Below are 21520 nucleotides of genomic sequence, written 5' to 3'. Positions count from 1 at the left end.
GATCGCGATGAAGGAAAACCTCGATAAGTAGAGTGGACGATTCCCTACCCTACCCTACGGGAACCCCTACGGGGAACGGGAACCCCTGCGGGAAGATAGCTTCGCTTCACGCTGTTTTTTCTTTAACCTTGTGTTTCTTCCTCCGTAAAGATAGGAGGCCACAATTCTGAAACGGGCAATTCCCAACCGGGAAAAAGTTCTGCTACTGTTAAGATATCGCCATTTCCTAAAACAGTCGGTTCACCTGTAGAGCGATAAATAGTCACTGTTTCTTCATCAGGATCGATCAGGATTCCGACGATGGCACCCAGTTCTATAAACTTCAAAACTTTGGTTTCTATAGGCTTAATGCGATCGATCTGAGATTTAATCTCCACCACCAAATCCGGGACAAGTTCTCCAAAATAACGCGGACTTTGGCGCAATCGGGCGGCGCGCACGAAAGAAACATCCGGTGCTTTGACATTCGTATCCGGCATGATGAAACCGCCTGCGGAGTCAAAGACTCTCCCCAAGCGACGGGGGTAAACCCAGTTACCCAGCAAGCGAATCAAAATACTACTGATTTCACTAGATACGATGTCGGATGGCCCCACAATTGAAAGTCTCCCGTCTTCTAGTTCAATTTTGTAATCTAAACCCGCTTCGGAAAAAAGGGTTTGAACTTGGTTTAAATCTTTGAGTGTCATCGCTGGCATAAGAATTTTCTCCTATTCCGATCTGAGCTTTGATTTTAACACAAGTCAAATTTCTGAATATTTGAGAAATTTAGGCTATTTTTGTAGAAATCATCAATCAAGCTGCATTCAGAAAGGCGATCGCACGGGATAAAGAAACCCGGTTTCTGGGATGAGCGATCGTTCTTATCAACAAACATTTACCTCTAAAATAGTCGAGATTGACTTATCCAGAGTTCTCCTCGGACTCCGCGTTGTGAAGAGGCGGTAATTTCATCATTCGATAATAACTTAAAAGCTTATATATGGCGGCACAGATTCCCATTATTAAATAATATGTCAACTCGCCCAAAAAAGCAAGAGGCGAGATCAAAAAAAATCCCGCCCCAGCTTCAATAAAAAACTACCTTTGATCCCAAGCCTTAGCCGCATCAGCCACAGCTTGGTCTACCGACTTCTCATCCAACATTGCCGCCTGCAAATTGTCATAAATCGCCTTTTGCAACTTCTTAACATCCTTCAAAGGCGGAATCAATAGCTCAGCGGAAGTCAACCCAGAAGCACTAACAACCCGAGCTCGATCGGCAGCAGGAGCATCAGTCGGAACGGTCTTAAAATAATCGTCCTGCAAAGCCTCAACCGTAGAAGGCAAAACATTAGCAGCCTTAGCAAAAGCCAACTGATTTTGAGAATTAGTCACGTACAAAGCAAACTTGACAGCATCATCAGGGCGCTTGCTGTCGCGGGGCACAACCAAATTCATCACCGCCACAGTCTTCTTACCTGTTTCCCCCGTAATTTGAGGCGCAGCAGCCGAAACAGCACCAATACTCGGAGCATTCTCAGCAATCGCCTTCAAAAACTGAGGCCCGGAAGCTAAAAAAGTAGTTTCCCCAGCTTGATAAAGCTCGATCGCCCTGCGATGTCCCTGCACCAAAACATCCTGTGGCAAAAGTCCGTTATTGTACAAATCTACCCAATACTGAAAAACAGCTTTGCCCTTAGCAGTATTAAAAGCCGCCTTGCCTTTAGCATCCACCAAAGGTACACCCATTTGCACAAAAGATTGCAAAACTTCCGCCGAATCTTCCGGCACAAAAGTCACAAAAAAAGCAAACTTGCCAGTCTTCTCCTTCACCTGCTTCGCCACAGTTGCCAACTCGGCATAAGTAGCAGGAGGCTTAGCAATTCCAGCCTTTTTCAACAACTCCGTATTGTAAATTGTCACCCCAGTCGTGAGATACCAAGGAATGCCAAAAGTCTTGCCGTCGAGTACACTAGCTTTCCAGATATTTGGGAGATAGAGCTCACGAACTTGCTGCGGAATTCGAGAATCCAAATCCAGCCAAGCATTGCGCCCCGCCAACAGCGAAGCAAAATCGGGATTTAGGTTCACCACATCCGGCGCATTTTTCGCCGAAACAGCCCCCAAAATCTTGCTTTCCATCGCCGACCAAGGAACGTCCACCCAGCGCACCTTCACCCCCGGATTTTCCGCTTCAAAACCGGCGATCGTCTTGTTGAAATACTCAGTAAACTGAGGTTGAAGCTGCATAGTCCAGAACTCGATTTCCTGCGTATTATTTGCCTGGGAATTAACAGCCGGCTTGCTGCAACTCACCACCGCAGCCAGCAGCAGCCCCACCAGCCCAAAAACAGCAAAAAGTTGCCAAGATTTACGTTTCATAGAATAAAATTTGAGAGTTATGGGAACCGTCATTCGATTTTAGATTTTAGATTTTAGATTTTGGATTGACTTGCGCGAGATTAATTCGGGGGACGCAAGGATTTTAGATTTGAGATGCAAGGATTGACTTGCGCGAGATAAATCACGTGGCGGGTAACACCTTTGAAATTCGCTTGTCAGACAAAGGCACGCGCGGCGAAGCTATCCCGCAGGGAATCGCCCGAATCAAGCGCTCATGAGTCAGTAACAGAGTTTTGTACCTGGGTTCAGGAGCGAGATAGTCGGTTTTTGTGCAGAATCGGCGGGTTTTCGGTTGATCGAGCTGGAATTTATTGACATTCTCCGCAGAATAGCTATTGTCAAGTAAATTGGATAGCATAAAATCGGAACTAGCGATCGCGCAACACAGACTGAGCTGTGCAGAAGAAGGCGGGATACCGAGATTACAGCACTCTGGCTGCAGTTGGAAACCAACCCTCCAACACGCCTGCGCGCTGAATCAGGCTGGCCAACTACAAAAGAAAAAAATAGCAATTATCGGCGACCCAATCACATGGTTAACTTTTTCAAAGGTCTACTTTCCCAACGCCAGCCAGGAATCGGGATCGAAATAGCCCCAGACCGCATCAACATCATTCAGCTTGAAAAGAAAGCTCAGGCATTAAAATTAGGCATCCTAGCCTCAATAGAAGTTCCAGAAGACTATGTACAAGAAGGACAAATAGTCGATCCGCCGGGAATGGCAGAACTAATACGTACCGTCCTCACGGACAACAAAATCAAAGCCAAGCGAGTAGCCACAGCCATTCCAGGCCGCGAAGCAGTCATCCGCCTCATCCCAGTTCCCGCAGAACTCAACGAAGAAGAACTGCGGGATTACATGAACGCAGAAGCAGGACTGTACTTGCCATTTCCTAGAGAAGACGCCGACGTAGACTATCAAAAAATAGGCCTTTTTGTAGATGACGACGGAGTAGAAAAAGTGCAAGTCGTCTTAGTAGCAACCCGCAGAGAAGTTACCGACACATACATCGAAACATTCAAAGAAGCCGGATTGATTATAGACGTATTAGAAGTAACCAGTTTTGCCCTAATCCGCACCCTCAAAGAACAACTGCAACAATTTTCCTCCCAAGAAGCAGCAGTTCTCACCGCCATAGAATTTGACAGCACCGAGTTAGCTATAGTAGTGGACGGCATACCTCAGTTCAACCGTACCATCCCGATCGGCACCTACCAAATCCAGACCGCCCTCAACCAAGCCATGAACCTGCCACCAACCAGAGACACCAGCGAACTGCAAGGCATGACCCTGCCAGTCACAGATACAATGGGCGCATCGGGAGACGCCAATCCGGGAACAAATGCGATGATTAAAGTATTGGGAGAACTAGCAGACGAACTGCGCCGCTCAGTAGACTTTTACCTCAACCAGAGCGAAGAACTCGAAGTAGCGCAACTACTGCTAGCGGGTCCGGGAGCTGCGATCGGCAAACTAGACGAATTTTTTATGCAAAGATTAAGCTTGCCCGCATCTCAAGTCGATCCCATCGAAACCCTAGGAGTCGAAATCAGCCAAGAAATTACCCCAGAACAGCGAGCAGGTTTAGGAGTCGCCCTAGGTTTAGGACTAAGGGAGGTTATGTGACCTAACAGTTTTAGATGAGAGAAAAACCGATTTGAGAATTTGAGGTAAAAACCCCTTCCAAAAGAAGAAGGCAGAAAGCAGAAGGTAGAATATTGGAGGTAGAAGATAGAAGGTAGAAGGTAGAAGGTAAAAGGTAGAATATATCTGAGGTAGAAGCAGCCCCTTCCTTCAGTAAAAGGCAGAAAGTTGTTTCTTTCTTCCCTAAATAAATCCTTCACTTGTACCAGCAATCTTGGGTTCTGTCTAAAATCTAAAATTTCTAATTTAAATCTATAGCAACAGCCAAGACTGTTAGTACCTTCTTAATTGCTGAAACATTAGCGGTAGATCACTTTTTCCTTCTACCTTCTACCTTCTGCCTTCTGCCTTCTACCTTCTACCTTCTACACTGTGCCTTCTACATTGTGCCTTCTACCTTCTACATTGTGCCTTCTGCCTTCTTCCTTCTGCTATAAAATCGAGTGAAGCCATGTACAGCCTAGATATTAATTTTCTCAACGACCGTCCCGACTACAAACCCGTTGCAACCAAAAGCCCAGCTAAAAAAAGTTCCGGTGGAGCCAAAGACCAACTGCCCATATATGGGGCAGTGCTGTTTGCCTTTGGCATCAACGCCGCAGTCATGGGCGCCTGGTGGTGGGCGACTAAGGAAAATACCGACTTGGCCGCACAACAAGCAACCATCGACACAGAACTGGCCCTGTTAAACACTCAAGCCAACACCATCAAAGCCATCAACGCCGAAACCGACCAAGTTACCGCCGAATACAAAGCATTAGCTGGAGTATTCGACCAAATTAAACCTTGGTCGGCGATGCTGCAAGACCTCAGTGCCCGTACTCCGGCCGGAGTGCAAATTGGCAAAATCGAGCAAATCGACCCAAGTCCCTCCCCCGTTGCAGCACCTCCTCCTCCCCCCCCACCAACTCCCGCTGCTTCTCCGGGGGCGAGTCCGTCTCCAGCAGCCAGCCCCGCCCCGGCAGCACCTGCCGTCCCCGTCGTCCCGCAGCAGGCATCAAAAGTGCAAATTTCAGGGATAGCCAGTACCTTTGCTCAAGTTAACGACTTTATGTTGCTAGTCCAGCGCTCTCCCTTCTTCCTTAACACCGATACCAAACTGATAGCGGCCACATTAAAAAACAACCCCGCACAATTACAAGTGCGTAACCAAAACGCAGCACCAGCAGAACTTCCCAAACTGCGACCAGTGGTGGAATATAAAATTGAAACGACGCTCAGCCCGACGGGTGCCTCCGAGTTGCTCCCCGAGCTGCGAAGCAAGCAGGCAGACGGGCTAGCAATACGGATAGAAACACTTCAAGAAAAAGGAGTGCTAGAACCACAAAAACCAGAGGTGAAAAAACCATGACATCAGCAGAGTTTATTCAGAGCGGAAAAGCAGAAGAAACAGGGGGTCAGGAAATATTCGGCATTAAGCTGACACCCCAAGTCCAAGCAATCGGCATCGCGGTTCTCGGGCTCCTGATTGCTGGCGGCCTCGGCTACCAGTTCGTACTTCCCGAATTCCAAAAAAGCGGCGAATTCAAGCAAAAACTTAGCGAAAGCAAGCAAACGCAAGTGCAATTGCAAACTCAAATTCAAAAAAAGGCAGAAGCAGAAGCCAAGCAAGAAGAAGCAAAACAGCGCCGGGCCAACGTCACGGCCATGTTTGCCAGCGACGCCAGCGCCAACACGCTTTTGCTTGACATGACCCAACTCGTTAATAGAATCAACGCCGGCGTGCAAGGAGATGACCTCAAGGCTAAAATTACCAAATTTGAGCCGGATATGCCGCCAGCAACAGCAACCGCCACGCCGGGAGCTCCAGACCCTGATATTCTGGCCGATAGCTCCTTCGGGGCGTCCCTGGCTGGCAAGCTCAGACGCAAAAAATTTAAGGTAGAGTTTGAAGGCACTTTTGATCAAACCCGCAATTTTATGCGTAACTTGGAGTTGATGCAGTCGCTGTTGGTAGTTAGGAATTTGAAATCTGAATTGCTAGCATCAAATCAGCCAATTGAAGTTGATTTTTTGAAAGGGAAAATAGTTCCTGTGGAGCAACCGCCAACTAAAATTAAAACTGCTTTTGACTTGCACGCGCTGCTGCCGCTAAAGCAAGAAGAAAAACCGCCAACTCCGGCTCCGAGTCCTGGTGCTAAGTAGCTATTATTTGGCAGATATTAGCTATTGTTCCCAACTCGCTATTTCACAAGAAGTCAGAAGGCAGAAGTTTGAAATGGAAAGATTGAAGGTAGAAGTCAAAAAAGTATGAAGGTCAGAAAAATATTTTTTAGATGGCAATCAAAAATTGGCTCTAAAATCTAATTTCTTCTAATACCAGTTTCAAAAAGTAATGGAACTGTATAGCAATCCTTGCAGGAGTCGTATTTTTTTTACCCTACCCCAAACCTCCCATTTGTTAGGGGAGGAAGTAAGAAATCCACAAATGATGCGAGGATTGCTGTAGGATAGCTTCTAACCCTTATGTCATCTGTTATTCCCAATCGAAAATTAAACATCGAAAAGGGCATAACTTCTTCCTTTAAAAAGGCTCGAAGCGAGAATATTTTAGTCAGTTTAGCAGCTAGCGACAAAAGACTGCGAACAACAAATAACAAATTGTAGTGGAGGAGAGAACGTGAAACAGCATCTACGGTTAAGTGGAGGACTCTTATGCAGCGTTGCAGGAGTTCTGATCGCCCAAGCCCCAGTCTTGGCATTGCCGACTCAGGTAACAGGAGTGCAAGTAAGTCAAGGTAATAATGGCGTAAATATTGTTCTGGCTACAGAAAAGGGCGATCGCCCGCAAGTTTTCGCCATCAATAACGGCAATACTTACCAAGCCACAATTATCAACACCCAGCTCCGCTTACCACAAGGCAACAGCTTCCGTCAAGATAACCCCGCTCCGGGAATTTCTTCAGTAGAAATCAGCCAGGTAGAGGCTAACAGCATCCGCGTTGTGGTAGCCGGCACCAACGGAGTTCCCAACGGACAAATTGTTCCGGGACAAGGCCAAAGCATCGTCCTCAGCGTTGCCGGAGTAGGTGGCACAGCACAGTCTGCCCAAACTCCACCCCCGCCCCCTCCGGGACTGCCGCTGAGCCAAACAGCTCCCCCGCCGGCTCCCCAAGTCCGCACCTCGCAAAACCCAGGCGTGCTGCTGCCAAATCCCGAAGTTACTGTTACCAGAAACGATCGCCCGCCCCTCCCCAGCGAAATACAATCCCAAAGCAATCAGGCTGCGCCTTTCCAGCCGCGGGCAGTGGCTCCGCCCTTGGGAGATATCGCGGTGTCTAACATCGCCCCCGGCGTGGGAAATATTGAACTGAGTTCGGGAGAACGCATCCCCCGCTTGGTGCTGCGGGATGCCCCAGTCCGGGACGTTTTGGCTCTGCTGGCCCGCGCTGCTGGCTTGAACATTGCTTTTACAGGCGGCGGGGCCCCTGCTCAACCGGGCCAGCCCGCAGTGCCTGGTCAGCCAGGAGTATCGGGGTCAGATGAAGGGCCGAAGATTTCTTTGGACATCGAAAATGAGTCGGTGCAAGATGTCTTTAATTACGTGCTGCGGCTCAGCGGACTGCAAGCTAACCGCCAGGGGCGGACGATTTTTGTAGGGACGAGCTTGCCGATCGATTCACGCAATATTATCATTCGGACTCTGCGGCTCAATCAAGTTCGGTCTACGGATGCAGCTAACTTTTTGAGCGCTCAAGGCGCGGAAACTCAACTGCCGATTACTCGCGTGACTATTCAAAGCGTGGGCCAGGGAAATGCTGCGCGGGATGTGGAAATTCGGGAACCCGACATTAAGGCGATCGGCGCTAGGGAAGGCACGGGGCCGCTGTTGCTGAGGGGACTGTCGGTGCTGGCGGATTCTCGGCTCAATTCCATCACTTTGGTGGGAGACCCGCGCAAAGTGGACATGGCTGTGGCTTTCTTGACACAGCTAGATTTGCGCCGCCGTCAAGTCGCTGTCAACGTCAAGGTGATCGATATCAACTTGTCGGGAAACAACGTCAGTAACACCAGCTTCTCTTTCGGGATTAATGACAGTTTCTTTGTCAATGACGGCGGGGCGGCGATCGTCAATTTTGGCGGCATCAATCCGCCCAATAGCGACGCTGTAACTAGTGGCATAGCTAATCGGCCGATTATTGAGAACCGAGACATTCCCACAGAATTCAGGGACACGCCTTTCTACGATGCGAACGGCCGGCGTATCGTGCCGTTTACAGGTCAAGGTCTTGAAGGCCCCGCCAAAGGTGTGTTCCTCCAGCCGACAGCCCCAGTTACTAATGACCCCAGGCGAGTTGGAATTACAGATTACATTCCTGGATCGACGACAGGCTCAGGAAGTGCAGACTTCGGCCTGTTCCCGCTGTTCCAATATCCAAGACGTTTTCTGTCTAACCTGCAAGCAAGTATTACTAGCCAGAATGCCAAAATCCTGACCGATCCGACTTTAGTTGTCCAAGAAGGGGAAACGGCGAATGTGGATATCACCGAAGAAGTGGTTACTAACATTCGATCGGAATCGCAGACAACAGCAGGTCAAACTACCAGAACGGTGACGGCAGAAAAAGGTCAGGCCGGTTTGCAGTTGGGAGTGGCGATCGATCGCATCGACGATAACGGTTTTGTCTCTCTGCGAGTCAACCCAATCGTCAGTGCGATCGGCCCGGACAGACCCCTGAGCACTGGCGCAGGAGAAAATAACACTATCACCCTGCTGGCTCGGCGCTCTTTGCAGTCGGGGCTAATTCGCCTGCGGGACGGTCAGACTTTGATTTTATCGGGGATTATCCGCGACCAAGACCGGGTTACAGCGAGGAAGATTCCGATTTTAGGAGATTTGCCGATAATTGGTTCGCTGTTCAGGAGCACTGATAAGACCAACCAGCGGGCGGAAGTGATTGTATTGCTGACTCCGCAGATTTTGGATGATAGCGATCGATCGAACTTTGGCTACCAAAACAGCATCAGTCCCGACGCGCGCCAACTGTTGCAGCGCAGTCAGCCAGTCCAGCCGAGACAGTAGGAACGAAGGAAGAAGACATGGGTGTCAACTTTCCACGCTCTTTCCCCTGAGTCCGACAGTCCGACAGGGGTTGAAACCCCTGCCTCAAAGCTAAAGTCCTCTAAAAGATGACTAAAGAACTCATTAGTCCTATGCAAGAGGACCATCAATCACTCTTTCAGTCGTCTTCAGACGACTTCAGCTATGAGACAGGGACTTGAGTCCCTGGCGGGTTTCGGGAGAATGAAACAGTCCTGGCCCACGGGGAAAAGAAAGGGGAAAGAAAGAAGGAAGAAGGAAAAAAGTTTTCCTTTAGCCCTTGACAAATTACATTTTATTCCTTCTATTTCTATTTTTTTGAGATTGCAAATCCACCGAGGCGAGAAATCTTGTCTCCAAGGTGGTATTTTTTTACCTAAATTTTGGGATTAATTACAAAAATTAGCCAGTTCCATATAAATTAAAGGTTCCACCGATCCATAACGGTCGGCAAGACTTTAGAATAATGCAGTGAAAATTAGATGCTGTGGGGTTTTCAGCAGTTAGAAACAAAAATTCCTTTTCTGACCAATTACCCTAGGGTAATTGGTATTCAGCAGGAGTTGTGATTCGGGGAAGCGGACGGGAGCAATCGGGAACCACCCAAACCTCCCAATCCACACCTCAATCCAGTTGATAACTCACAGCTAATAGTTGAACTAACTCTGTTTAACGTAATTTTGCAAATCGAGAAGGACTTCGCAATGAACAAAGGTGAATTGGTTGATGCAGTGGCGGAAAAGGCTAGCGTGACGAAAAAACAGGCAGATGCTGTTTTGAGTGCGGCCCTGGAAGCAATCATGGAAGCTGTCTCCGATGGCGACAAGGTGACGCTGGTCGGTTTTGGCTCGTTTGAGTCGCGGGAACGCAAGGCCCGCGAGGGTCGCAATCCCAAAACTGGAGACAAGATGGAAATCCCGGCAACCAGAGTTCCTGCATTTTCCGCAGGGAAGTTGTTTAAGGACAGAGTTGCACCGCCGAAAAACGCAGAATAGCTGGCAAACTGAGTCTTGATTAGACCTTTACACGGTGGGAATTTAGCTTGGGCAGCCGCACTGGCAGGCTGCCCTGCCTCTGCTATTGTCGATTTTTCTGCGAGTATCAGTCCTTTGGGCCCTCCTGAGTCGGCACTGGCTGCAATTCAAGCTCACTTGAGCAGTCTGACGGCTTACCCAGACCCAGATTATGGGGAGCTCAGGACTGCTTTGGGGGAGGCTTTGAATGTTGACCGGGATTGGATTTTGCCGGGGAATGGTTCGGCGGAATTGTTGACTTGGGCGGCTTGGGATTTGTCGAAGCTGGAGGCGACTTATTTGGTGACTCCGGCTTTTGGCGATTACTCGCGGGCTCTTTCGGCTTTCGGCGCGCAGGTGCTCAAATGCCCTTTGGATCTTAAATCTTGCACCATTGTCAAGAATGGGCAAGATGCCCATTCCACAAGAGAGGAATTTTCTGGTGGAACAGGCATCTTGCCTGTTCCTAAACAAGTAATTGAAAATGGTGCAACATCTGAGTTGGATCTGAAATTGTTGGACGTTGGGGCAGGAAGCCGGTTAGTAACGGATGATTTGTCGGTTTCTAACGGTTCCCTTGTCTCCCCTTCTTTTCGTATCCCAGTTCCTCTTGCTCTCGATGCCCCCTCTCGACGAGGTTTGCTACTGAACAACCCCCACAATCCTACGGGTTTGCTGTTTGCTAGGGAGGCGATTTTGCCTTATGTGAAGCAGTTAGGTATGGTGGTGGTGGATGAGGCCTTTATGGACTTTCTACCGCCTTCTGAGCAGGAAACTTTGATCGATGCTGTTGAGGAGTTTCCGAATTTGGTGATTTTACGATCGCTCACTAAATTCTATTCTCTGCCGGGACTGCGGTTGGGCTGCGCGATCGCCCATCCCGATATTCTGCGCCGCTGGCAGTTACTGCGCGATCCTTGGCCTGTGAATGCTTTGGCTGCTGCTGCTGCTGCTGCTGTGGTTCGAGATGCGGCTTTTGAGCAGCAAACTTGGGATTGGCTGCCTGTTGCTCGCCGAGAGCTATTTGAGGGTTTGGCTAATTTGCCGGGTTTGCAGCCAATTGCCGGGGCGGCTAATTTCTTGTTGGTTGAGTCGTCGATGTCGGTTTCTTCGATTCAAAAAAGTCTGTTGGAACGACACCGGATTTTGATTCGGGATTGTTTGAGTTTTCCTGAGTTGGGCGATCGGTTTTTTCGGGTGGCTGTGCGCTCAAGGGCGGACAATCTGCGGTTGATTGCTGGACTTAAAGAAGTCATTAGTCAGTAGTGAGTTGTCAGTTGTCCGTTGATAAACCGATTTTATTGGTCGTTCGAGCGCACCTACCCAAGAAACCCGGTTTCTCTGATAAATCTTGGATTTTGCAGCGAAGTATCTAGGCAGAAACCGGGTTTCTGACCCCGCGCGCCGATCGCCCTAAACTACTAACTAATGACTACTGACTAATGACTAATGACTACTGACAATTCCCGCATCCAGGATACCCGCCACGTGATTCATCCGTCCCGAAATAAAAAACCTGTATCAGATGAAACTTGCCGAACGTATTTATCCGTGGTCAATGCTTCAATTCTAAAATCTAAAATCTAAAATCTAAAATCTAAAATCGATTGACTTCTTTATTTATGCTTGACTATGATTTAGTGATTATTGGTGGAACTCCGGCCGGACGTTATGCTGCTTTGACTGCAACTAATTTCCCGGCCCGCGTTGCTTTGGTGGAACCGCTAAGTAATTCCCAAGATTTGCCGAGTGGGGGGAAAGAGTCGATCGACCTTGGTTTGAGATACAGCCAAACTTTGAGGGAGGCTGCTCGTTTTGCTCAGCAGATCAGCCGCCAGCAGTTGGGAGTTCGCTGGGAAGTCGCGAATTCCTCTATGCCACTCAAATTGCGCTTTGACGGGGTTCTAAAGTGGGCAGATGATGTTGTTTCTAATTTGTCAGAAATTGATTCTCTCGGCCTTTTGGCTACTCGCGGGGTTGATGTTATTTTTGGCAACGGCGAGTTTGTTGCGAAACCGGATTTGGCTTTTGTTGTGGGCGGGCGAAAATTGCGATCGCTCTGTTATTTGCTAGCTTGTCCAACTCTGCCGGCGATTCCCAATATTGAAGGACTTTCGTCTGCTGGCTTTTTTACTTCGGAAACTGTTGGGGAATTAGCAAAACTTCCCCAGTTGCCTAAAAGTTTGGCTGTAATCGGCGCAGATCCCAGCGGTGTCGAAGTGGCTCAAACTTTTGCTCGCTTGGGGGTTGCTGTCACTTTGGTGGTGAAAAGTTCGCACATTTTGGCTAAAGAAGACCGGGAGGCTGCTGGTTTGGTGCAAGCTGGAATGGAAGCTGAGGGAGTGCGGATTCTGACTGCTACTGAGGTGACTCAAGCTAGGGTGATTGATGGTAAAAAGTGGATTCAAGCTGGGCCAAGGGCGATCGAAGCTGAGGAGATTTTTCTGGCTGCGGGTAGAGGACACAATTTTTCTTCGTTAAATCTCGAAGCGGCTAAGGTTAAATTCAGCGATCGGGGGGTGATTTTAAATGAAAAGCTGCAAACAACTAATCACCGAATTTACGCGATCGGCGATGTTGCTGGGGGTTATCCGTTCCCTCACATCGCTAATTACGAAGCTGCAGTTGCTGTGAAAAATGCTTTGTTTTTGCCGCTGTTTCAAATAGATTATCGCGGGATTCCTTGGGCGATTTTTTCTGACCCGCAATTGGCGAGGGTTGGCTTGACTGAAGCGCAAGCAAGGCGTCGTTTTGGAGACGATCTGATTGTTTGTCGGGAATATTTCAAGAATGTTGAAAGAGCTCAAATGTCCGGGGATACAACTGGTTTTTGTAAGATTGTCGGGCGTCGCAACGGGGAGATTTTGGGAGCGAGCATTGTGGGGCCGCAAGCTGCTGAGTTGATTCACGCGATCGCTTTGGCTGTGCGTCACGGGATGAAGGTTGAGGCGATCGCCCAACTTCCTTATATTTGGTCTAGTTTTTCGGAAATTAGCGGTCAAACTGCTGCTGTTTGGGAGTCGCAGCGCTTGGGCAGAAATACTTTTTCGCGGAATTTATGGGAGAATTTGTTTCACTGGCGCAGGTATTGGAATCAGTAAAGAAATCCAATGTTTGTAGTAGGATTTTTTGAAATTTATATGCTTAGCGCACAATTAAAAAGTAATTTGCTAATCAACTCACTCTGCCCTAAAATTGTGTGTCAATAAATAATATAACAAGGTGTTGACCGTTGCTCCCAGGTCGAGGGAAATATGTAATTTAAATGTACCACAACTTAACTAATAACTGATGACTACTCACTGAGAACTAATGACTGCTAACTAATTATTGCGGGCGAGAGTGCAATGCTGGATTTGACGATCGCCGGTACAATGCGATCGCAGGCCATTCTCGCCCCAGAAAGGTTTCTGGCGACTGGCCCCACTTGCAGCGCCGCTAAACCACCAGTCAAAAATAATTCGCATCCGGGCCAACGTAGGTGTTTGTCTAAGACTGGCAAACCTTTAACTATTTCAATGGGATGCGTTTCTAGCATTTCTTTGAACATTGGTTCGGCTGCAATGTCTAGTTTGGTGCCGGTTGCTAGCCAAATTCGATCGACAAATAACGTCTCCCCACCGCTGCAATCAACAGTCCATCTGTTATTTTCCCACCGAACGCCAATAACTTCGCACTGTTCGTGAAATGTCAGTTGTTCGCTGTGGGAGAGCCTCCGCAACTGTGTCATAATTTCCGGTGTCATCGAGCCACCGTTGCGGGCTTGTTGAATGGTTTCCCAACGCGAATGGCAATCTGGTTCGGCGGCGAATCCTTTGAGGTATTTTGGCCCCAACCAACCGGGTTCGGCATCAAATAGTTTTTCTTGGAAATAGCGCCTAGTCATTAACAGGACTTTGGCTCCTCTGGCAATTGCTCCTACTGCTAAATGTCCGCTGGTTAGTCCGCCGCCGACAATTAATATTTGTTCTCCGTGCAATTGCAAATTTCGCAAATCTACTTGATGGGAGTGGCGAATTCTTTCGGGGGGATGCTGTGTTTGAATTTGATTTGCCCACGCTGGTAAATGCGGTTTTCCACTGCCGGCGGCGACGATTACTCGGCGGGCGATCGCACTTTTTCCGTCTTCAAACCACAGGTGGAAACGGCCGGATTTCGGCTGAATGCGGGTTACTTTTGCTTTGATAACTCGATCGCCCAATTGCCACCGTTTAATTGTGTCGCCGCAAAATTCCTCAAATAACCGACTTCCGGGCAAATCGTAGGGGGGAAACAATTCCGAGGAGCGATTTTCGGCAAACCTCCGCAATTCGTAAGGGTTGGGATCGGGGTGGTGCACTGCGGGCGATCGTAAATGCCCAATTTCTAAAGCTGCAAATTGCCTCCGCCACTGAGTCAGCCATTCGCCGCTCGGATCGAATGCTAAAATTTTATCCCGGAGGCTCTTGCGTTTTTTTAATATGTGTGCAGTAAGAGTCAGGGCGTGGGGCCCAGCGCCGATTAAAGCTAAATCAATTTGGGGCGGCGTGGCTTCTGAGTTCGCTTGCATGAGAATTGCCGATTTGCGAATGATAACAATTCTCATTATTATAGGTCGATCGAGCCTCAAGTTTACGTCTTTCGAGAACCAGCAGGATTTCTGTTCCGCAAAAAGAGACAGGATGATACGCAAAAGCTCAGAAACCCTCTTGATGAGAGGTTTCTGCCCCGACAGGGACGCACTACGACGCTCAGAAACCGGGTTTTTTAGCTCACCGAAATGAAAACCGCGATCGGAAAGTTTCCGGGCAATCGTCCGTTGGCGTAACGATATAAGTAAAAAACTTGTAAAAAAAACTTAGCTGACAGCCTGTGGCGCTGTCTCAATTGCCAAAGCCCGCTTTCGATCGCTAACGAACCCTCATCTCTGATTGCAGTGCCTGATTGACTGAGGCTAGTTTCATTGTCCGCTTCTGAACTTTGGCATTTAATGCCTGATTCACTTCTCAGAGGAGGCAACTTGTTGTGGCATCTGGGCACATAATTCAGCTTGCGATCGGGCGAATCCCAACTGATCCGCAATCTGGCGAACAAACTCGATTTTCTCTGCTTCCGGCTTTAAATCCAGGCCCTGCCGCATTCTACTCATGAGATTAAACTATGATCTAAACTAGATATTAGATGCTTGAAGCCGTTTTCCTTCAAGTATCGGTTTCAAAAATACTCTTAAGTACCTGATTAACGTCTTAAGTTCCTCTTCCATGAACTGCGATCGTTCAATCAGCCTTAGCTAAGTCATTTTCTACTTAGTCTCAACTCAAGTATTAACAGCTCTTACATAAAATATTAAGTCGGGTTTTTAAAATCCCTCTGTGATAATTTGAACTCCCCAATATGTTAAGAAAAATGTAATTAAGGAATAGCAAGGCAGATAGAGGGACAATAGTAGATATCAACTATAAGAAGTTTTAGAGTTGACAGAAGCAGTAGGAATACGTAGATATGGCTAGCATAAAAAATCTTTTTCTAGGATATCACATTAACGAGCAAATATACGCAGGCACTCGAACTCTAGTGTATCGCGGCTGTCGGTGTTCAAATGGGCAGCCCGTAGTGATCAAGCTGCTGCGAAATGACTTTCCCCGCTTCAACGAACTGGTTCACTTCCGCAACCAATATGTCATTGCTAAAAACTTAGAGATCCCCGGCAGTGTCAAGGCATACAGCCTGGAGACTTACCATAACCACTATGCTCTGGTGATGGAAGACTTTGGCGGAATTTCCTTATGTAGCTACCTGACTAATCTAGCATCCGAGAGCAACGAACCCCTAGAAGGCTTGCCCGTGAGCGAGTTTCTTCCCATTGCCATTCAAATTGCCAACTCGCTCGACGGACTATATCGCCACCACGTCATCCATAAAGACCTCAAACCTGCCAACATTCTCATTAACCCCAGCAGCAAACAAGTCAAGCTGATTGACTTCAGCATCGCTTCCCTGCTACCGCGCGAAACCCAAGAAATTCAAAATCCCAACGTGCTTGAAGGCACCTTACCTTACATATCTCCCGAACAAACTGGGCGGATGAACCGAGGCATTGATTACCGCACAGATTTCTACTCGCTGGGAGTCACATTCTACGAATTACTAACAGGAAAGTTACCATTCCAAACAGACGATCCAATGGATTTGGTACACTGCCACCTCGCCAAACAACCCCTCCCAGCCTCAAGTTTAAACCAGAGCGTTCCATTGGTGCTGTCGGAGATTGTCAGCAAACTGATGGCGAAGAATGCTGAAGCTCGCTATCAAAGCGCCCTAGGACTCAAGTTTGATTTGGAAATTTGTTTATTCCAGTGGAAAGAGACAGGGAGGTTAACTAACTTTAAAATAGGGGAGCGAGATTTGTGCGATCGCTTCATCATCCCAGAAAAATTATATGGTAGAGAAACCGAAGTATTCTCCCTGCTATCGGCCTTCGAGCGCGTGAGTGCCGGCAGCACCGAAATGATGCTCGTTGCCGGTTTCTCCGGCATTGGTAAAACCGCTGTTGTCAACGAAGTTCACAAACCAATTGTGAGACAGCGTGGCTACTTCATCAAAGGCAAATTCGACCAATTTGCGCGCAGCCAGCCCTTCTCAGCTTTTGTACAAGCTTTTCGCGATTTAATGGGACAATTGCTCTCGGAAAGCGATGCTAAAGTTGAGGAGTGGAAGACTCAAATCCTGGCAGCATTGGGCGAAAATGCTCAGGTAATCGTTGAGGTAATTCCCGAACTAGAGCGGATTATTGGCTCGCCACCCCCGGCACCAGAACTCGTCGCCAGTGCTGCCCAAAATCGCTTCAATCGGTTATTCGAGAACTTCATCTCTATCTTCGCCACTAAAGAACATCCCCTCGTTATTTTCTTAGACGACTTGCAATGGGTAGACTCAGCCTCATTGAAGTTGATTCAACTCCTGACGAGCGATCGCGATCGGCGCTATCTCTTTTTAATTGGAGCGTATCGAGATAACGAAGTTTTTCCTGCACACCCTTTGATGGTAACATTAGCCGACATTCAAACAACCGGAGCTACGGTAAACACCATTACTCTAGATCCGCTTGAGCACTTCCATTTGAATTGTCTGATTGCCGATACCTTAGCTTGTTCTACAGCGTTGGCTCAGCCTTTGACAGAACTCGTTTATCAGAAAACCAAAGGCAATCCATTTTTTAGCACACAATTCCTCAAATCTTTGCATGAAGATGGGATAATTGAATTTAATTTTGCAGCTCGGTATTGGCAGTGCGATATTGCTAGAGTCCGAACCTTGGCTCTAACGGATGATGTACTAGAATTCATGGCACTTCAGTTGCGAAAGCTGCCAGCCCGGACACAGGAAGTGTTAAAGTTAGCTGCTTGTATTGGCAATCAGTTCGATTTGGCTACGTTAGCAATTGTTGATGAAAATTCACCAACAGAAACAGCAACAGCTTTGTGGAAAGCATTGCAAGAAGGGTTGATTTTACCAGTTAGCGATGTTTATAAATTTTATCAAGAATGTGGTAACAGTTTATCAAAATCAATCACTGGAGAAGAATCTGAGCAATTACCAGTTAACAATGACCAATTAGTTAAATACAAATTTTTCCACGATCGCGTCCAACAAGCAGCCTATTCCCTCATTCCTGAAGACCAAAAGCGCTCTACTCACTTAAAAATCGGTCAACTGCTGTTAAAGAATACGCCCGAAGCCGATCGAGAAGAAAAAATGTTTGATATTGTCAACCACTTGAATATGGGAGTAAATCTAATTACCCACGAGCTAGATAGGGGTCAATTAGCACGGTTAAATCTGGTTGCCGGAAAGAAAGCTAAAGCTGCTACTGCCTATGCTGCTGCGGTTGAATATTTAAATATTGGCACAGAATTACTGGCAGTAAATAGTTGGGAGAATCAATACGAACTAACATTAGCGCTGCATACCGAAGCAGCAGAAGCGGCATATCTAAGCGGTGACTTTGACCGGATGGAGACATTAGCATCAGTCGTGGAAAGCTGCGCCAAAACGCTATTGGAAAAAGTGAAGGTATATGAAGTACAGATACAAGCTTATATGGCGCAATATAAGCTACAGGAAGCGCTGAATACAGGGTTGCCAGTCTTAAAGCAGTTGGGGGTAGAGTTTCCCTCCGAGCCAAATTTATCTGATATTGGACAGGCACTAGGAGAAACCGCGTCAATTTTGAGCGGAAAGGGAACTGAGGACTTAATCGATCTCCCTCTGATGACAGATCCTCAACAACTAGCAACTATAACGATTCTGTCAAGCCTATTTTCTCCTGCCTACGTAGCGCTGCCGCCACTCGCGCCTTTGGTAATTTGCAAACAGGTCAACTTATCTGTCCAATATGGCAATGCTTCTTTGTCTCCCTATGCTTTTGCCATATATAGTTTTCTTCTCTGTGGCATGGGAGATATTGAGCGGGGCTATCAATTAGGCGAACTTGCTTTACGTCTAGTGTCAAAATTAAATGCCACAGAAATCCAAGCGAAGACATCCGCAATGGTGCATTCTGGTATTCAACCTTGGAAAGAACACCTCAGAAACACCTTAGAACCTTTGCTGTCAGATTATTTTTGTGGGCTGGAAACTGGAGAGTTAGAATTTGCTGGCTATGCTATCTATGAATACAGTTATTATTCGTATTTTATTGGCAAGCAACTAACGCAACTCGAACGAGAGATAGCAAGCTACGCAGATGCCGTTAGTAAAATTCACCAGGAAGCAGCACTTTCTTATCTAAAAATTTGTTGGCAAGCCGTTTTGAACTTGATAGGAAGAGCGCAAGACCCATGCCATTTAAAGGGAGAAGCCTACGACGAAGAGACAATGTTGCAACTGTATCATCGAACCAATAACTACCTGGGAATTCATTACTTATACTTGCACAAACTTGTGCTTTCTTATCTGTTTGAAAATTACCCGGCAGCCTTTAAAAATATCGCTGAAATAGAAAGTTATTTGAGCGCAGCTTCAGGGCAGATAACTGTTGCCATCTTCTATTTCTACGATTCTCTAGTGAGGTTGGCGGTGTATTCTGATACTCCAGAGTCTGAGCAACAGGAAGTTCTTGACAGAGTACAAGCTAATCAAGAAAAAATCCAGAAATGGGCGCATCATGCCCCCATGAATCATCTGCATAAATTCTATCTAGTAGAGGCAGAACGGCATCGGGTTTTAAACCAAAAAATAGAAGCGCTTGAGATGTACGACAAGGCGATCGCCCTCGCCAAAGAAAACGAATACCTCAACGAGGAAGCTCTAGCTCACGAACTCGCTGCTAAATTCTATTTAGAATGGGGTAAAGAAAAACTGGCAAAACCTTATTTAATTGATGCTTACTATGCTTACGCTCGTTGGGGAGCAAAAGTAAAGATTGACCATTTAGAACAGCGTTATCCCCAATTGCTTGCTGTGATCCTGCAACAGGAGCGAACTCGCCAGAATCCGAGCGCAACAATTCACACATCGACCCATAGTGAATCATCCCTATCTAACACGAATAGAACAATTATCGGTAGCACCAGCAGTTGGGGCTTAGTAGATTTGCCGACAGTAATCAAAGCTTCTCAAGCTCTATCGAGCGAAATTAAACTCGATCAATTGCTCACTACCCTCATGCAAGTGGTGGTAAAGAATGCCGGAGCACAAACCGGAGCATTAATTTTGAATGAAGAGGGAAACTGGAGGATAAACGTCCACTGCACAAACCGCCAAGAGTGCCTTCTGCAATCAATTCCGGTTGAGGAGAGCGAAGTAATTCCTCTCACCCTAATCAACTACGTCAAACGTACAAAAGAAACCCTTATTTTTGATGATGCTAGCAATCAACCAAGATTTGCATCTGACCCCTACATAATCCACCACCAACCTCAGAGCGTGCTTTGCACTCCGATCAGCGAGCGAGGGAAAATGATGGGGATTTTGTATTTGGAAAATAATTTAGCGACTGGGGTATTCACGGGCGATCGCGTCGCCATCCTCAACATCCTGTGCTCCCAAGCAGCAATTTCCTTACAAAACGCCAGACTGTATCAACAATCCCAGGAATATGCCCAAAAACTAGAACAGTCTATCCACGATCTCAAACAGATGCAGTTGCAATTGGTGCAGGGTGAAAAGATGTCTGCTTTGGGAAATTTAGTCGCAGGGGTAGCCCACGAAATTAACAATCCCGTAGGCTTTATCGCGGGAAATTTGCAACCGGCTATAGAATATGTGGGGGATTTATTCAATTTGATTGATTTGTATCAAGAAAAATTTCCTAATCCGGGAGGAGAAATTGAAGCAGAAATTGAAGATATGGACTTGGAGTATTTGCGAGAAGATTTGCCCAAATTGATTGGTTCAATGAAGGAGGGAGTCGATCGCATCCGCAATATCAGTACGAGTTTGAGAACGTTTTCCAGGGCAGATAGCGATCGACCAGTTGCTTTCAATATTCACGATGGACTTGAAAGCACTCTGCTAATTCTCAAGCACCGTTTAAAAGCCAGCGAGTTCCGCCCTGCCATTGAAATTGTGAAAGAGTATGGTAACTTGCCCCTAGTGAAATGCTTTCCTGGACAGTTAAACCAGGTATTTATGAATGTGCTGGCTAATGCCATTGACGCTCTGGAGGAGTCAAATAAGGGGCGCTGTTTTAGTGAAATTAAAGCCCTACCTAATCAAATCACGGTTCAAACTGCTCTGAGCGAAGACAACAATCAGGTTGTGATTCGGATTAAGGATAATGGAGTGGGGATGTCGCCCGAAGTCAAGGAAAACATCTTTAACCACTTATTTACAACCAAGCCTGTGGGTCAAGGAACCGGATTAGGATTGTCGATCGCCCACCAAATTGTTGTGGAAAAACATGGAGGTACATTAGTGGTGAATTCTTCTTTAGACCAGGGTTCGGAGTTTGTGATTTCTATTCCGGTGTGAGCCTTTTGTAGTAAGGCTTGAGGGCAATTAGCAGACCCTCGAAATGACAAGCCACGTTGTTAGAATAAACAGGAAACTGGGCACGGGGAACGAGCAACAGGCTAGGGGTTGTCGTGCTAGAAACTGGCGACTACGGACTTGGAAAACAAAGAATCGAGGCTAATTTTCCCATCATCAGCCCGCACCTTATTCGTGATTGAGACAGCGGTTTCCAACCGCCCGCTTTACCAACACTCTCCCCTTTTTTTGTGCCCGTTTTGAGTCAAGAGTTCCCTTGAGATTTTAAGCCTCTACCTTGCCGAAATGAAAGCAGCTATCATGCTACTCAGATTGTGGAGGTGAACTAACCTGACGGTCAACTGGGTACAGTTAGACCGCAGGCTTCTTTTTCCTTTTTTTCAAAGGCTTTTTTGAGTGACGGAGTTCCCCCGCCACTTTCATAACTCAGACCAATCTTTCTGACGAGTTTAGCTGAATTTTCGT

The 21520-nt window shown here is 47.2% G+C and carries 13 protein-coding genes; 8 read left to right on the top strand and 5 right to left on the bottom strand.

Translation table 11 applies throughout. The features are described from left to right. Positions 1-122 precede the first annotated feature (122 nt). The 3 genes from QUB20_RS19645 to QUB20_RS19635 all read right to left on the bottom strand — a co-directional run bounded on the left by QUB20_RS19645 (position 123) and on the right by QUB20_RS19635 (position 2743). Positions 123-698, bottom strand: a complete 576-nt coding sequence (locus tag QUB20_RS19645) for a Uma2 family endonuclease (RefSeq protein WP_333248599.1) — start codon at positions 696-698, stop codon at positions 123-125. Between the two features lie 382 nt (positions 699-1080). Beyond that, entirely contained in the window at positions 1081-2364 is a 1284-nt protein-coding gene (locus QUB20_RS19640; RefSeq protein ID WP_333248602.1) for a sugar ABC transporter substrate-binding protein, read from the bottom strand. A gap of 142 nt (positions 2365-2506) precedes the next feature. Next, positions 2507-2743, bottom strand: a complete 237-nt coding sequence (locus QUB20_RS19635) for a hypothetical protein (protein ID WP_333248605.1) — start codon at positions 2741-2743, stop codon at positions 2507-2509. 174 nt (positions 2744-2917) lie between these two features. On the opposite strand from QUB20_RS19635, the gene pilM reads away from it, so the two are divergent. The 7 genes from pilM (at position 2918) to QUB20_RS19600 (ending at position 13185) form a co-directional block, all read left to right on the top strand. Further along, entirely contained in the window at positions 2918-4012 is a 1095-nt protein-coding gene (pilM, locus tag QUB20_RS19630; RefSeq protein WP_333055140.1) for a type IV pilus assembly protein PilM, read from the top strand. Positions 4013-4481: 469 nt separating this feature from the next. Continuing rightward, positions 4482-5381 (top strand): PilN domain-containing protein, encoded by a 900-nt coding sequence (locus QUB20_RS19625; protein ID WP_333248608.1) that lies wholly within the window; start codon positions 4482-4484, stop codon positions 5379-5381. After that, positions 5378-6175: a pilus assembly protein PilO gene (locus QUB20_RS19620; RefSeq protein WP_333248610.1), complete on the top strand. Its 798-nt coding sequence runs from the start codon at positions 5378-5380 to the stop codon at positions 6173-6175. Before QUB20_RS19625 ends, QUB20_RS19620 begins: the two co-directional genes overlap by 4 nt. A 475-nt stretch (positions 6176-6650) precedes the next feature. Continuing rightward, positions 6651-9053, top strand: coding sequence for an AMIN domain-containing protein (locus QUB20_RS19615; RefSeq protein ID WP_333248613.1), 2403 nt, complete (start codon positions 6651-6653; stop codon positions 9051-9053). A gap of 722 nt (positions 9054-9775) precedes the next feature. Next, positions 9776-10066 (top strand): HU family DNA-binding protein, encoded by a 291-nt coding sequence (locus tag QUB20_RS19610; protein ID WP_006634837.1) that lies wholly within the window; start codon positions 9776-9778, stop codon positions 10064-10066. A gap of 15 nt (positions 10067-10081) precedes the next feature. Further along, a complete protein-coding gene (locus QUB20_RS19605; RefSeq protein WP_333248615.1) occupies positions 10082-11350 on the top strand; it encodes an aminotransferase class I/II-fold pyridoxal phosphate-dependent enzyme in 1269 nt (422 codons plus the stop codon). A gap of 341 nt (positions 11351-11691) precedes the next feature. Next, positions 11692-13185, top strand: coding sequence for an NAD(P)/FAD-dependent oxidoreductase (locus QUB20_RS19600; protein WP_333291590.1), 1494 nt, complete (start codon positions 11692-11694; stop codon positions 13183-13185). Between the two features lie 218 nt (positions 13186-13403). Here QUB20_RS19600 and QUB20_RS19595 read toward each other — a convergent pair whose 3' ends face one another. Together QUB20_RS19595 and QUB20_RS19590 are read right to left on the bottom strand one after the other, a co-directional pair. Further along, on the bottom strand, positions 13404-14669 hold the full coding sequence (locus QUB20_RS19595) for an FAD/NAD(P)-binding protein (protein WP_445299421.1): 1266 nt from the start codon (positions 14667-14669) through the stop codon (positions 13404-13406). A gap of 161 nt (positions 14670-14830) precedes the next feature. Then, complete coding sequence (locus QUB20_RS19590; protein WP_333248619.1) at positions 14831-15157, bottom strand: hypothetical protein; 327 nt, start codon at positions 15155-15157, stop codon at positions 14831-14833. A 408-nt stretch (positions 15158-15565) separates the two neighbouring features. Here QUB20_RS19590 and QUB20_RS19585 point away from each other — a divergent pair, with 408 nt between their 5' ends. Further along, the gene (locus QUB20_RS19585; protein ID WP_333248621.1) at positions 15566-21037 is read left to right on the top strand and encodes an AAA family ATPase; all 5472 of its coding nucleotides are present in this window, start codon (positions 15566-15568) and stop codon (positions 21035-21037) included. Positions 21038-21520: the final 483 nt, after the last annotated feature.

Origin of the sequence: Microcoleus sp. B4-C2, from assembly GCF_036705265.1 — a bacterium.
In the GTDB taxonomy this organism is placed as follows: domain Bacteria; phylum Cyanobacteriota; class Cyanobacteriia; order Cyanobacteriales; family Microcoleaceae; genus Microcoleus.
The sequence above is the reverse complement of the archived record's forward strand: the minus strand, read 5'-3'. Positions and strand labels throughout refer to the sequence as shown.